10 protein-coding genes are annotated in these 15,119 nt (G+C 67.5%); 7 read left to right on the forward strand and 3 right to left on the reverse strand.

Annotated features, from left to right (window positions below; all coding sequences use genetic code 11):
* Positions 1-298 (forward strand): transposase (locus BLS81_RS21000; protein WP_218123173.1); only part of this gene is annotated, 298 nt, incomplete at its 5' end.
* A 106-nt stretch (positions 299-404) separates the two neighbouring features.
* On the opposite strand, the gene BLS81_RS19510 is transcribed toward BLS81_RS21000, so the two are convergent.
* Both BLS81_RS19510 and BLS81_RS19515 read right to left on the reverse strand, forming a co-directional pair.
* A complete protein-coding gene (locus tag BLS81_RS19510; protein ID WP_176787271.1) occupies positions 405-1,301 on the reverse strand; it encodes an alpha/beta hydrolase in 897 nt (298 codons plus the stop codon).
* The gene (locus tag BLS81_RS19515) at positions 1,298-1,840 is read right to left on the reverse strand and encodes a gluconokinase (protein WP_218123174.1); all 543 of its coding nucleotides are present in this window, start codon (positions 1,838-1,840) and stop codon (positions 1,298-1,300) included. The genes BLS81_RS19510 and BLS81_RS19515 overlap by 4 nt, the downstream gene beginning before the upstream one ends.
* A 220-nt stretch (positions 1,841-2,060) precedes the next feature.
* Between BLS81_RS19515 and BLS81_RS19520 the strand changes: the two genes are divergently transcribed.
* The 6 genes from BLS81_RS19520 (at position 2,061) to BLS81_RS20530 (ending at position 12,788) form a co-directional block, all read left to right on the forward strand.
* Positions 2,061-5,081: a glycosyl hydrolase family 28-related protein gene (locus tag BLS81_RS19520; protein WP_371128311.1), complete on the forward strand. Its 3,021-nt coding sequence runs from the start codon at positions 2,061-2,063 to the stop codon at positions 5,079-5,081.
* Positions 5,082-5,116: 35 nt separating this feature from the next.
* On the forward strand, positions 5,117-8,137 hold the full coding sequence (locus tag BLS81_RS19525; RefSeq protein ID WP_093226410.1) for a TonB-dependent receptor plug domain-containing protein: 3,021 nt from the start codon (positions 5,117-5,119) through the stop codon (positions 8,135-8,137).
* Between the two features lie 85 nt (positions 8,138-8,222).
* Positions 8,223-11,288 carry a glycosyl hydrolase family 28-related protein gene (locus BLS81_RS19530; protein ID WP_093226412.1) on the forward strand — a complete coding sequence of 1,022 codons (3,066 nt, stop codon included), beginning with the start codon at positions 8,223-8,225 and terminating at the stop codon, positions 11,286-11,288.
* A 91-nt stretch (positions 11,289-11,379) separates the two neighbouring features.
* Positions 11,380-11,757 (forward strand): lysozyme inhibitor LprI family protein, encoded by a 378-nt coding sequence (locus BLS81_RS19535; protein ID WP_093226413.1) that lies wholly within the window; start codon positions 11,380-11,382, stop codon positions 11,755-11,757.
* A 41-nt stretch (positions 11,758-11,798) separates the two neighbouring features.
* Positions 11,799-12,119, forward strand: a complete 321-nt coding sequence (locus BLS81_RS19540; protein ID WP_256326352.1) for a hypothetical protein — start codon at positions 11,799-11,801, stop codon at positions 12,117-12,119.
* Between the two features lie 144 nt (positions 12,120-12,263).
* Complete coding sequence (locus BLS81_RS20530; protein WP_143023414.1) at positions 12,264-12,788, forward strand: hypothetical protein; 525 nt, start codon at positions 12,264-12,266, stop codon at positions 12,786-12,788.
* Between the two features lie 261 nt (positions 12,789-13,049).
* On the opposite strand, the gene BLS81_RS19545 is transcribed toward BLS81_RS20530, so the two are convergent.
* On the reverse strand, positions 13,050-15,119 hold the full coding sequence (locus tag BLS81_RS19545) for a catalase (protein WP_093226416.1): 2,070 nt from the start codon (positions 15,117-15,119) through the stop codon (positions 13,050-13,052).

Below are 15,119 nucleotides of genomic sequence, written 5' to 3' on the forward strand. Positions count from 1 at the left end.
GGTGCCGCCGCTGATCGACGGCATCGCCTTTGACGGGCTGATCGCCGACAAGGCGTTCGACAGCAACGCACTCGTTGCCGAACTGAACGAGCGCGGCGCCAAGGTCGTCATCTCGCAGCACCCCGGCCGGGCGCAAAAGCTCAAGATCGATGCCGCGATCTATACATGGCGTCACCTGATCGAGAACTTCTTCTGCAAGCTCAAGGAGTTCAAGCGCATCGCCATGCGCGCCTGCAAAACCGACCACAGCTTCGCGGCCATGATTTATCTCGCCGCAGCCGTCATCAACTCACGGTGAATCCCCACATACCCTAAGCGTTCGTGCTGAGTAACGACCTCGATACGCCTTCGGGCTACTCGGCCGTTACTCAGCACGAACGGAGCTATGTAAAGCCGCCCCCGAACTATTTCGTGGTGCTGTCCGGCGTCGCGCGCGCGCCGCCGCCGGGCACCAGCCAGCCGCCGTCGCCCAGCCAGTCGGCGAGCCGGTCGGGCCAGTGTTGCAGCGCGACGCGCTCCGAATGCATCGCGACGTTGAAGCCGTGGCCGGTGTCCGCGAACAGGTGCAGCTCTGCGGAGACATGCGCCGCGCGCAACTGCTGGTACAGCGTGATGCTCGGGTCGGCGCAGCACGCGTCGAGCGTGCCAGCGGCGAGGAAGGCGGGCGGCGCGCCGGTCGCGGCGGGCGCCGGGATGCCCAGCGGCCCCGGATAGATCAGCACCTGGAAATCGGGCCGCGCGTCGGCATGGTCGATCGCGTCCGCATCGGCGGCGAGCGGCGGCGCGGGCGCGTCCGCCACGCGCGAGACGAGTTCGCCCCCCGCCGAAAACCCCATCAGCCCGATCCGGTGCGGATCGACCCCATATTCGGCGGCATGCGCGCGGACGAAGCGCACCGCGCGCCGCGCGTCGGCCACCGCGTCGCGCTCGATCTGGAAGATTGATCCCGCCTCGCGCGCGAGCCGGTATTTGAGCACGAACACGGTGATGCCGAAGCGGTTGAGCGTGCGCGCGGGCATCACGCCTTCGTTGACCCACACCAGCATGCGGTGGCCGCCGCCGGGGATGACGATCATCGCCGCGCCGTTGGCGTGCGCGGGATCGGCGCGGAACACCGTCAGCGACGGGCGGTGGACGCCGCGAATATAGCTGTTCTCGACGATCTCGGGCGCATCGCGGCGCGGATCGGCGCCGGGCGGGCCGTTCGGCCACAGCGACACGGCCACCGGTTCGGCAGCGGCCGCCGCCCGCCCGGCGAGGCCAAGCGCCAGCGCGAGCGCGATCAGGCGCCGCCGCATCATCCGCCCGCGCCGCCGGTGTAGCGCGCGGCCTCAGCGGCGCCCTCGGCTTCGAGCCATGCAAGCGCGGCATCGCGCAGCGCGTCCGGTGGCGCGGCGGCGTCCAGCGTCGTCGCCGCCTCGTCGGGCAACGGCGGCTCGAGCGTCGCCAACTGGCTGTCGAGCAGACTGCTCGGCATATAATGCCCCGCACGCCGCGCGACCCGCTCGCGCAGATCATCGGCCCCACCGGCGAGCAAGATGAACCGGGTCGGACCGTCTATCGCGCGCACCAGCCGGTCGCGGTAGCAGCGCCGCAACGCCGAGCAGGCGGCGACCACCAGATCGTTCGCGCGCAGCTCCGCGCCGATCGCGGCGCCGAGCCGGTCGAGCCACGGCCAGCGATCCGCATCGGTGAGCGGGTGGCCGGCGCGCATCTTGGCGACCGCCGCCGCGTCGTGGAACGCGTCGCCCTCGATGAACGCGGCGCCGAGCGCCTCGGCGAGCGAAGCCCCCAGCGTCGACTTGCCGCTCCCGCTGACCCCCATGACGATGATCGCCATCGGTGCGATCCCGCTGTGACTGACTGGCCGTTCCACATGCGTTTCCCGATCCGGACGGCGCCAGGCCGGGCGGTTTCGAGTCGCTAGGTATCGCCGCGTCCGCGGCGCCGGAACTACGACCTTGGTCGCGGATGCCGCACGCCAGCAAGCGGCGTATCAAGCGATCGACCAGGCGCACAAGCGCTGGTCGGGAGGAGTCCACGTGCGGAAAACAGCGGCTCTGTTGGCGACGGCGGCGATCGGATTGGTCGCTCCTGGCGCGCGTGCCGCCGCGCCGTCGAACCTCTCCACCAGCCCGGTCGACACCAAAGCTGTTAACGTTACCACCGCCAACGACGGTCGTACCGACGCGACCGCCGCGATCCAGCAGGCGATCGACGCCGCGCGCGGGACCGGCGGCAACGGCATCGTCTTCCTGCCCTCGGGCCGCTACCGGCTGACGCGCAGCATCTTCGTGCCGCCGGGCGTGCGGATCTTCGGGGTCGGGCCGACCCGCCCGGTGCTGGTGCTCGCCGACGCGACGCCCGGCTTCCAGAGCGGCGTGGCGACGATGGTCGTGTTCACCGGCGGCGATCAATATGCGGTCGGCAAGGTGCCCGTGCCGGTGCCAACGGTCGTGCCGCCCCGCGACGACGTGCGCGATGCCAATTCGGCGACCTTCTATTCGGCGATGAGCAACATCGACGTCGAGATCGGCGCGGGCAATCCTGCGGCGGCGGCGGTGCGGTTCCGCGTCGCGCAGCACGGCTTCCTCAGCCACATGGACTTCCGGCTCGGCTCGGCGTTCGCGGGCGTCTATCAGGCCGGCAACGTCATGGAGGACGTGCATTTCCACGGCGGCCGCTACGGCATCGTCAGCGAGAAGACTTCGCCCGCCTGGCAATTCACGCTGATCGATTCGAGCTTCGACCATCAACGCGACGCCGCGATCCGCGAGCATGAGGCGGACCTGACGCTCGTCAATGTGGCGATCAGCGACACGCCGGTCGGGATCGACATCGACCCCGGCTATAGCGATTCGCTATGGGGCAAGCACGTGCGGTTCGAACGCGTGTCGCGCGCGGGCGTCGTCATCAGCCGCGAGAACAGCGCGTTCACGCAAATCGGCTTCGACAATGCGATAGCGAGCGACACGCCGGTGTTCGCGCGGCTCCGCGAGAGCGGCAAGACCGTCACCGGGCAAGGCCGCACCTACCGCGTGGCGGCCTTCTCGCACGGGCTGACCGTGCCGACGCTCGGCGCCACGGGCACGATCGCGACCGAGGCGCAGATCACGCCGCTCCGCACACTTCCACCGCTGCGCGCACCCGCGATCCGCGCGCTGCCGGCGGTGGCGCAGTGGAGCAACGTACGCGATCTGGGGGCCACCGGCGACGGCAAGACCGACGACACGCACGCGCTGCAACGCGCGATCGACACGCACCGCGTGCTGTATTTCCCGACCGGCTTCTACCGCGTCACCGCGACGCTCAGGCTGCGCCCCGACACGGTGCTGCTCGGGCTGCACCCGGCGCTCACCCAGATCGTGCTGCCCGACAACAATCCCGCGCACGCCGGGGTCGGCAGCGTCGTGCCGATCCTCGCGACGCCGAAGGGCGGCGACAACATCCTCTCGGGGATCGGGCTGTTCACCGGCCGCGCCAACCCCCGCGCGAGCGCGCTGCTGTGGAGATCGGGCGCCGGCTCGCTGGTCGACGACGTCAAGATCATGGGCGGCGGCGGCACACCCACCGCCGACGGCCTGCCACTCGGCGCGCTCAACGGGCACAGCGGTGATCCGGTCGCCGACAATCGCTGGGACGCGCAATATCCGAGCATCTGGGTAACGGACGGCGGCGGCGGCACTTTCGCCGACGTTTGGACGCCCAACACCTTCGCGCAGGCCGGTTTCTACGTGTCGGACACCAGCACGCCGGGGCACGTCTATGAACTGTCGGCCGAGCATCACGTCCGCAACGAGATCGTGCTCGACGGCGTGCGCAACTGGGAGTTCCTCGCGCCGCAGACCGAGCAGGAAGTCGGCGAGGGCGTGGACGCGACCTCGCTCGACATCCGCAATTCGCGCGATCTGCTGTTCGCCAATTACCACAGCTACCGCGTGACGCGGACGTTCCACCCGGCGGTGTCGGCGGTCAAACTGACAAACGCGTCCGACATCCGCTTCCGCAACGTCCATATCAACGCCGAGAGCGGCTTCGCCACCTGCGACGCGAACGGCTGCGGCACCTATTTGCGCGCGAGCAAATTCCCGTTCGAGAACGCGATCCAGGACAAGACGCGCCATCTGGAGGTGCGCGAGCGCGAGTTCGCGCAGCTCGACATCCCCGCGACGCCGCCGCCCGCGCCCGCAGCCGCGCCGGTGCCCGGCGTCGGGCCGGTCGCCAAATTGGAAAGTGGCTTCTTCTCGATCTCGGGCGCGGCGACCGACGCCAAGGGCGCGCTCTATTTCGTCGAGCATCGCTTCCAGCGCATCTACCGCTGGAGCGCGGCGGGCGGACTCGAGATCGTCCGCGACGCCCCGCTCGATCCCGTCAACCTCGCGGTCGAGCGGTCGGGCAAGCTCATCGTGCTGTCCTCGCTTGGAGCGGAGGGCAGCGTGTACGCCTTCGATCCCGCCGGGCCGAAGGACGCGGTGACGGTGATCGCACCGACCCCGGTCGCGCGGCACGACCGGGCCGATGTCCTGCTGCCGGGCAATTGGTGGAACAACGGCGAGTTCCGCGACCAATATGACGCGGCGGCCGACCATTTCACCACGCTCGGCGAGATGTTCGCGCGCGACGCCGCCGCGCCCAAGCCCCGCGAATATGTCTCGCCCGATGGCAGCCTTGTGCTGCCCGCGTTCCGCGTGTTCGAACAGGGGCCGCGCGATCATATCGGCTGGCGCTTCTCCGACACGCTCGACGCGCACGGCTTCGCGCGCGCGGCGATCGGCGAGCGTGCGTTCGTGACCAACGAATCCGAAGGCCGCACCTATAGCGGGCTGGTCGGCGCGGGCGGCACGCTCACCGATCTCAAGCCCTTCGCCGAACGCGGCGGCGAAAGCGTCGCGGTGGCGCCTGACGGCCGCGTGTTCGTCGCGAACGGACAGGTGTTCGTTTACGCGCCCGACGGCCGCGAGATCGGCCGGGTCGACGTCCCCGAACGCCCGCTGCAACTGGTGTTCGGCGGCGCGGACGGCGCCACGCTTTTCATCCTGACGCACCACGCGCTCTATGCCGCCCCCGTGCGCCCGGGCTGAACGCCACGAAAAACACAAAAACAGGTGAGGATATCATGACCGAGATCGTACCCGAGGACACCCACAGCCCCTTCTCGCACCGCGCGCGTACCCTGCTGACAGCGAGCCTCGTCTCGCTGATCGCGGTGACGATCGCCAGTCCGCTGGCCGCGCAGACGGCGCCACCGCCCGAACCATCCGCTCCGCCCGCCGAGGCGGCGCAAGCGGCGACGCAGGACATCGTCGTCACCGGTTCGCGCATCACCACCGGCGGCTTCAACGCCCCCACGCCAACGCAGACGATCGGCGCCGCCGACATCGCGCGCAACGCCGAACCCAACGTGTTCACCACGATCGCGCAATTGCCCTCGCTGCAAGGGTCGAGCGGCGTAACCACCGGCACCAACAGCACGTCGAGCGGGCAGCAGGGTCTCAGCTCGTTCTCGCTGCGCGGCCTCGGCACGATCCGCACGCTGACGCTGCTCGACGGCCAGCGCGTCGTCGGCGCGAACGTCACCGGCGTGCCCGACATCAGCCTGTTCCCGCAATTGCTCATCAAGCGCGTCGACGTGGTGACGGGCGGCGCCTCGGCGTCCTACGGCTCGGACGCGGTCGGCGGTGTGGTCAACTTCATCACCGACAAGCGCTTCGAGGGGTTCAAGGCCAATCTCCAGGGCGGCATCACCACCTACGGCGACAACAAGCAGGTGCTGTTCCAGGCCGCCGCCGGCCGCGCGTTCTTCGACAACCGGCTGCATGTCGAGGTGAGCGGCGAATACGACCATGAGGACGGCGTTCCCGCCGGCGGCTTTGGCGAGCAACTCGCCAACGGGCGGAGCTGGTATCGCACCACCACCTTCCTCAATCGCAACATCAAGAACGACGGATCGCCGCAATATCTCGTGCGCGATCACGCGCAGGCGTATCAATATACCAAATACGGGCTGATTTCGGCCGGCCCGCTTCAGGGTATCGCCTTCGACGCCGCCGGCAATCCGTTCCAGTTCCAATATGGCTCGGGCGGCGTTCCCTCCAAGACGGCGGCGGGCACGGTGTCGGGCTGCTACACGCAAGGCGGCTTCTGCGAGGGCGGCGATCTGTCAGGCAACGTCGGCATCGGCACGACGCTGCAATCGCGGCTCGATCGCTACAACGGCTATGGCCGGATCGGCTTCGACATCGATCCCGACAATGAGATCTACGCGACCGTCAACATCGCGCAGGTCGATACGATGAACCAGCCCAACCCCGGTGCGACCAAATCGGGGCTGACGCTGCAATGCTCGAACCCGTTCGTGCCCGCCGTGATCCAGACCGCCTGCGCGAACGCCGGCATCACCAGCTTCCAGTTCGGCACCAGCAACGGCCAGTTGCCCAAGAACATCACCGTCTATCCGACGCGCAAGCAATATCGCTTCGTCGGCGGCGCGGCCGGCAAGGTGCAGGTGTTCGGCACGCGCTGGAACTACGACCTGTCCTATGAGCATGGCGAGAACATCACCGACATTCACGTCAAGAACATCACGCTCACCAACCGCTACAATGCCGCGATCCAGGCGATCAGCCTCGGCGGGCAGATCGTCTGCGCCGATCCGGTCGCGCGCGCGAACGGCTGCGTGCCGATCAACATCATCGGCGGCGCGGCGCCCAGCGCCGCCGCGCTCGAATATATCGAGCCGAGCAACGGCCCGTTCCAGCATACCCGCCAGACGCAGGACGCGTTCAACTTCAGCTTCAGCGGGTCACCGCTCAGCCTGTGGGCGGGCCCGGTGTCGGTCGCGGCGGGCGCCGAATATCGCAACGAATTCTACCATGTCGTCGGCGATCCCTATGGCAACGGTGTCTCGGCCGAAACGCCTTACACCAGCGCCTATCCGGCCGATCCCCTGCTCAACACCGCCGGCTCCAACTGGTACGCCGGCAATTACCACGCCGGGCGCGGCAGCTATCACGTCGCCGAAGGCTTCGTCGAAGTGAACCTGCCGTTCCTCAAGTCGGACGTGCTCGGCAGCGCGAACCTCAACGTCGCGGGCCGGGTGACCGATTACAGCACCTCGGGCACGGTCTGGGCGTGGAAGATCGGCGGCACGTGGGACACGCCGATCGACGGGGTGCGGCTGCGCGCGGTCACCTCGCGCGACGTGCGCGCGCCAAATTTGTCCGAACTGTTCGCCGCGCCGATCACCACCACCGTGCCCAATTTCACCAACTCCGATCCGAACCGCCCGGCGGGCGTTCCCGCGACGCTCACCATCCTGCAAAACGCGATCGGCAACACCGCGCTGAAGCCCGAGATCGCGCGCAACACCACCGCCGGCATCGTGCTGTCACGCCCGCAGTGGTTGCGCGGGTTCAGCGCGTCGTTCGATTACTATCGGATCAAGGTCAACGGCGTCATCTCGACGCTCAACGCGCAGCAGGAGGTGGACCTCTGCTATCTCAACAACATCACCACGCTGTGCGGCGCGTTCAACCTCAACCCCGGCGGCGGCGTCGCGCCCTATGTCAACCTGCAGGCGTTCAACCTCGCCTCGATCTTCACCGACGGCTTCGATATCGAGGCGAGCTATCAGTTCGACGCCAGCCGGTTCGGCGTGCCCGGCCAGTTCGCGCTGCGTGGGCTCGCCACCAACGTGAAGAACTTCATCACCGATCCGGGCGTGCCGGGCACCATCCCGACGCAGGGCGCCGGGGTCAACGCCGGCAACACGCCGCATTGGAAGCTGCTCGCCACCGAAAGCTGGAGCACCGACCGGTTCAGCCTGTCGGTGCAGCAGCGCTGGTTCAGCGACGGCGTCTATAGCAACGAATATATCGTGTGCAGCCCCGGCACCTGCCCGGTCTCGACCACGCAGCATCCGACCATCGACAACAACAGCATGCCCGGCGCCTTCTATCTCGATCTCGGCGGCTCGTTCAACGTGACCAAGAAGCTCAACGTCTATTTCAAGATCGACAATCTGCTCGATCATGATCCCGAACCCTCGCCGCAGACCAACACCGGCATCGACGTCAACCAGGCGCTATATGATACGCTCGGGCGCCTGTTCCGGGTTGGCGCGCGCTACAATTTCTAGGAACAGACTCCCCCAGCCCCGGCCGGTGGCCGGGCGCCCCCTCGTCCCGGCCGATTGGCCGGGACATCTTTATCAAGGATATGCCATGTCCGGCTGGCTTACCCCGTTCCGCGCCACGCTCCTCGCCACGCTCGCGCTGGCGACCGCGCCGGCCGCCGCCTCACCCTCGGCCTATCTGACCGCGCCCGACGATCCGCGCGCCGTCACCGTCGCGGGCGCGCGCGACGGGCGCGAGGACGACACGCAAGCGCTGCAAAGTGCGATCGACGCGGCGGCGGACAAGGGCGGCGGCGGGATCGTGTTCGTGCCTTCGGGGCACTACCGGATCAGCCGCACGCTCTACATCTGGCCCGGCGTGCGCGTGTTCGGCGTCGGCAAGACCCGCCCCGTCATCGTGCTCGGCGATGCCACGCCGGGCTTCCAGCAGGGCGTCGCCAACATGGTGATCTTCGCGGGCGCGCGGCCCGGCGAGGCCGGGATTCGGGGCGGCGAGCGGCTCAAGCCGGCGCGCGTGCCCTTCCCGCCGCCCGGCAGCGTGCCGTTCAATCCCGACATCGCCGATGCGAATCCCGGCACCTTCTATCCCGCCCTCTCGAACGTGGATTTCCGGATCGGCGCGGGCAATCCGGCGGCGACCGCGATCCGCTTCCACGCCGCGCAACACGCCTATCTCGCGCATATCGACTTCGAGCTCGGCTCGGGGCTGGCCGGGCTGTACCAGGTCGCCAATCAGGCCGAGGATCTGCACTTCCACGGCGGCCGCTACGGCATCCTCACCGAAAAACCGTCGCCGGCATGGCAGTTCACCTTGCTAGATTCGAGCTTCGACGGGCAGCGCGAGGCGGCGATCCGCGAACATGAGGCGAGCCTGACCCTGGTCAACGTCGCCTTCCGCGACGTGCCGACCGCGATCGACATCGACCGCGGCTATGGCGACTGGCTGTGGGGCAAGGATGTCCGCTTCGAGAACGTGTCGAACGCCGCCGTCGTCATCAGCAACGAGACCAACGTCTATACCCAGATCGGCTTCGACAACGCGCTCGCCAGCGCGACGCCGATCTTCGCGCGCTTCCGCGACAGCGGCAAGACGGTCGCGGGCGCCGGCGGCAGCTACCGCGTCAGCCGGTTCGGCTATGGCCTGATGCTGCCCGGCCTCGGCACGACCGGGCAGTACGAAACGGTGATGCAGGCCGCGCCGATCGCCCGTCTGCCCGCACCGCCGCCGCCGGCGATCCGCGCGCTGCCGGCGACCACCGGCTGGGCGAACGTCCGCGCGCTCGGCGCCAAGGGCGACGACCGCACCGACGACACCGCCGCGATCCAGCGCGCGATCGACACGCACCGCACCGTCTATTTCCCCGCCGGGCGCTATGTCGTCACCGATACGCTGCGATTGCGGCCGGACAGCGTGCTGGTCGCGCTCCACCCCAGCCTCACCCAGATCATTCTGCCCGATCGCACCCCCGCCTTCCAGGGCGTCGGCAATGCCAAGCCGCTGATCGAGAGCGCGCGGGGCGGCGACGCCATCGTCTCGGGCCTGGGGCTGTTCACCGGCGGGATCAACCCGCGCGCCACGGCTTTGCTATGGCAAGCCGGCGCGCGGTCCCTGGTCGAGGACGTCAAGTTCCAGGGCGGCCACGGCACCGATCTCGCCGACGGCAGCCGCTTCGATCCCTATAATGCCAACCACACCGGCGATCCCGATCCGGCCAAACGCTGGGACGCGCAATATCCGAGCCTGTGGGTGCGCGGCGGCGGCGGCACCTTCGCAAACCTGTGGAGCCCCAACACCTATGCGCAGGCGGGGATGCTCGTGTCCGACACCGACGTGCCGGGTCATGTCTATCAGATGTCGATCGAGCATCACGCCCGCGCCGAATTCGTGCTCGATCATGTCGCCAATTGGGAGTTCCTCGCGCCGCAGACCGAGGAGGAGGCCGGCGAAAGCCAGGACGCGGTCTCGTTCGACATCCGCCACAGCCGCGATCTGCTGATCGCCAATCTCCACGCCTACCGCGTCACCCGCTCGCTCAAGCCAGCGCCGACCGCGGTGCGGCTGACCGACTCCGCGGGCATCCGCTTCCGCAACATGCACGTCAACGCCGAGAGCGGGCTTGGCACCTGCGACGAGAATGGCTGCGCGACCTATTTGCGCGCGAGCAAATTCCCCTACGACACCGCGCTTCAGGACGTCACCCACGGGCTGGAAGTGCGCGAACGCGAGTTCGCCGCGCTCGATGTTCCCGCCGATCCGGTGGCGCCGGCGCCGAGCGGCGCGTTCGCGAATGGCAAGGTCGAACGGCTGGCGGACGGCTTCTTTTCCGCAGCGGGCGGCGCGGTCGATGCGCAGGGCAAGCTCTATTTCGTCGATCACTGGAAACAACGCATCTACGCCTGGTCGCGGGCGGACGGGCTGGCGGTGGTGCGGGATACGCCGCTCGATCCGGTCAACCTCGCGGTCGATCGCTCGGACAAGCTGCTGGTGCTTTCATCCGACGGGCGCAATGGCACCGTCTATAGCCTCGATCCCGCCGACCGTGACGGCACGATCACGGTGATCCCGCCGACCCCGGCCGCCAATCATCCGGGCGCGGTGACCGCGCTGCCGGTCAACTACTGGGTCAACGGCGAGTTCAAGGACCAACTCGACACCAAGACCTTCACCTATCCGACGCTCGCCGATATGTTCGCGCGCGATATCGGCACGGCGAAGCCGCGCGAATATGTCTCGCCCGACGGCAGCCTGGTGCTGCCCGCCTACCGGACGTTCCAGCAGGGGCCATCGAACTTCCTCGGCTGGCGCTTCTCGGACGCGCTCGACAGCTACGGCTTCACCACCGCGCGCGCGGGCGCGGACGTGTTCGTAACCAACGGATCGGAGAACAAGACCTATCGCGGCCGCCTTGCCCCCGGCGGCGCGCTGCGCGATCTCACCGCATTCGCCGATCGCGGCGGCGAAAGCGTGACGACCGACGCGCAGGGCCGCGTGTACGTCGCCAACGGGCAGGTGTTCGTGTACGATCGGGCAGGCACCGAGATCGGCCGGATCGACATCCCCGAACGGCCGTTGCAACTCCTCGTCGGCGGCGCGCAGGGCAAGACGCTGTTCGTGCTGACGCATCATGCGCTCTACGGCGTCGCACTGGAGTGATCGGGGCGCTGGATTGATCGGGCCCATGCAGCCCGTCGTCGTTTCGTGCGTTCCGTAACGGCAGCGTATCGGAAACCACGAGGAGCCTTGCATGAAATCGATCTTCGTTCTGGCCCTGGCCGCCACCGCCGCCTTCGCCACCCCCGCCGCCGCGCAGACCTCGCCCAATCTCTCGGCGACGTTCACCGGCTGTCTCGCCCGTGCCGGCGGCAACACCGTCCAACGCAACATCTGCGCGCAGCGCGAGGTCGGTTCGCAGGACGATCGCCTCAACAAGGCCTATCAACGCGTGATGCGGCAACTGGCCAGCGACCCGGCCAAGAAGCTGGCGCTGCGCGATCAGGAGCGTCGCTGGATCGCCGAGCGCGACTATAGCTGCAAGGTCAACGACAACACCGTCGACAACAGTTGCGTGGTGATGAAGACGGCGGCGCGCGCCGATGAACTGGAAAGCCAGGTCAAGTTCTGAGGCCGAACCAGCCGCGAGGGGCCGCGATGCACAAAAGGTCGATGATCCTCATCGCTCTGGGCTTGGCGCTGCTCGCGGCGGGGGCGGTGTTGCGGCTTTCCGGCGGGCCGCCCGAGGCCAGCGCCGCGCAGGCGCAGCTCTGCCGCGACAAGATGAAGGACACTGGCGCGGATATGATCGCGCGCTGCGATCAAGCCGCCTTCGCCGCCCAAACGACCGCAACCGACGCGGGGTCCGCCGCCCGCGCGATCAGCGCCGCCAATACGAGCGAGATCGCGGGAAACGCGCTAGCGATGGGGTTGATCGGGCTGGGCGTAGCGCTGCTGGTCGGCGGTGTCGTGCTGTCGCGCCAGCGGCGGTGATGCGAGGAGCCATCCGCATCGCGACGACCGACGGAGGCCCGCGCAGTCAATCCCCGGCGGCGGGTATCGGGACGATCGACCGGAATCGCGCAATAGCCGCCGTTCATTAAGCTGCTATGATGGCGCTTTCGGGAAGACAACTGAATGCGCATCGATCTCAGGGCGACATCATATCCAAGCCTATTAGAGGTGGTTGGCTTGGCGATCATACGTTGTGATGAGATGGAGCGCGCGATACCCGGCGTTTTTCGCGCCGCCTTGAACGTCAGCCTCGACTTTCAGCGGGAAATCTTCGATGCGACACGAGGGCTCGAAGTTCATCTAAAACTGACTGAGGCTGCGGTCCGGGAGGGAGCAGCAGAGTTTCTGGGAAGATGGCAAGAACTCGCATCTCGAGTGCGTTCGTCAGCCGGGATGCGAGGCAAGGTAGCCCATGCTGGCCTCTCCATCTATGGCGGCGGACTTATTGTCGAAGTGGATGAGGACGGTGTTCCAACCGGGATCGCTAGGCGAGCGGGTCCGCCCGTGGCTTCGTTGTCCAAATACACACGCGCCGGCCGCGAAGAGATCAAAGAATCAGAAATAAGGGGTCTGGCCGAGCGCGTCCTGAGCCTCGAAAACGAGATTCGGCAATTGGCGGGGGCTATAGCTGGGAGAAGGTCACAGTAATTTGATCTGCTGGCACACCACCACCTTCCACCATTCGCCAACCACCGCCTTTGAACCTGTCCTACACGCACGGCCGATGGCATACTCCGGCCCCGCTCTTTGACAGTGTCAGCACCAACCATAATCGTCGCCGCTTCGCACCGTGCGAGGGGTGTGCCCGCCCGCCGGGTACGCGCCAAAAGTGACACTCCCCAACGGCGCCTCCGATGGACAACCTTTGCGATGAACCCGGCCAGCCACCGCCAGCCGGGTTCATAAACATCAGGCCAGCGTCCGCACGTTCGGCTCGCGATCGTAGAAGCGGTGCTTGGCCGCCGTGATGAAGGCCGCGCCGAGATCGGTCACGCCCGCGTCCGGTTCGACCCCGGCCTTGTCGAGCAACGGCTTGGCCGCCGCGCTCGCGCCGATCGCCTTGAGGTGCCCGAACGCGTCCATCGCGAACTGGACCGCCGCCGCTTCTTTCACCAGCGCCGCGCAGCCTGCGTCCGACAGCACGATCGCGACCGCGTCGAAGATCTGGCTCGGCGAGCCGGCGAGCTGGCCATCGGCCTTGCGCACCGTCCCGTCGGACAGCTTGGCGCCGCCGACCTTCGGAGCGACGACAACCGCGCGCGCCTTCTCCGCCTCGACCGCCTTGATAACCGCGTCGAGCTCCGCGGCATCGGTGCCGTCGGCGATGAGGATGCCGACCGCGCGGCCTTCGAGCGTCGGCTTCATGTTCTTGTGGATCGACAGCGCATCGGAAGGGGCCATATCGACCGGCGCCTTCGCCGCCTTCGACTTCTCCGGCAGCTCGATGCCAAGACCATCGGCGACCCGCTTGGCGAGATTCTCATCGACGTTGCGCAGGTTCGCCACCATGCGCGGCGGCACCTGCTCCAAAACTCCGACCTTGGACAGTTCGAACACAAACGACGAGGCGATATGCGCCTGCTCGTGTTCGTCCTGCGAACGGTAGAACAGCCGCGCCTGGCTATAGTGATCGGCGAACGTCTCGGCGCGGATGCGCAGCTTGTCACCTTGCTCACCCGGCCCGGTCGCAGCATTGGCGGTGGCGAAGCCGGCGGGCGTCTCGCGCGGGCCGCCGTCCTCGCCATGCGCGGCGAGGCTGTTCGGCTCGTAATTGGCGCGGCCCTTGGGCACGTGCGTCTGCATCAGCCCGTCGCGCTGGAAATTGTGCATCGGGCAGCGCGGCGCGTTGATCGGGATCTGGTGGAAGTTGGTCGTGCCGAGCCGTGACTTCTGCGTGTCCATATAGCTGAACAGCCGCCCCTGCAGCAGCGGATCGTTCGAAAAATCGATCCCCGGCACGATGTTGGTCGGCAGGAACGCGACCTGCTCGGTCTCGGCGAAGAAATTGTCCGGGTTGCGGTTGAGCGTCAGCGTGCCGATGAGGCGGACGGGCACGTCCTCCTCGGGGATCAGCTTGGTCGCGTCGAGCACGTCATAGGGCTGCGCCTCGGCAAAGTCCTGATCGAACACCTGGATGCCGAGATCCCACTGCGGGAATGCGCCGGTGTCGATCGCTTCCCACAGATCGCGGCGGTGATAGTCGTTGTCGGCGGCCTGGAGCTTGAGCGCCTCGTCCCAGATCGTCGATTGGATGCCGAGCCGGGGCTTCCAGTGGAATTTGACGAAGCTCGCCTTGCCCTCGGCATTGACCAGCTTGAAGGTGTGGACGCCGAACCCCTCCATCATCCGCAGCGAGCGCGGCAGCGTGCGGTCGGACATCGCCCACATCAGCATGTGCGTGGTCTCGGGCATCAGCGAGGCCCAGTCCCAAAAGGTGTCGTGCGCGCTGCCCGCCTGCGGATAGGCGCGGTCGGCCTCCATCTTCACGGCATGGACGAGATCGGGGAATTTGATCGCGTCCTGGATGAAGAACACCGGGATGTTGTTGCCGACCAGATCCCAATTGCCCTCGCGCGTGTAGAATTTCACCGCGAAGCCGCGCACGTCGCGCGGGGTATCGACCGATCCGGCGCCGCCGGCGACGGTCGAGAAGCGCACGAACACCTCGGTCTTTTCGCCCTTGGTGAACACCGCCGCCTTGGAGAGATCGGAGATGTCGTCGGTCGCCTCGAACACGCCGTGCGCGCCCGATCCGCGCGCGTGGACGATGCGCTCGGGGATGCGTTCGTGGTCGAAGTGGAAGATCTTCTCGCGCAGCACGAAGTCTTCGAGCAGCGTCGGCCCGCGCTCGCCCGAGCGCAGGCTGTTCTGGTTGTCGCCGACCGGAACGCCGTGGTTGGTGGTGAGCACCGGCGCATCGCCCGATGCCTGCTGGTGGGTCTCGCCGCCGTTACCGGTCGATGTCGTCACGTCGCTCAT

Source organism: Sphingomonas sp. NFR15 (genome assembly GCF_900103265.1).
GTDB classification, from domain to species: Bacteria; Pseudomonadota; Alphaproteobacteria; order Sphingomonadales; family Sphingomonadaceae; genus Sphingomonas; species Sphingomonas pollutisoli.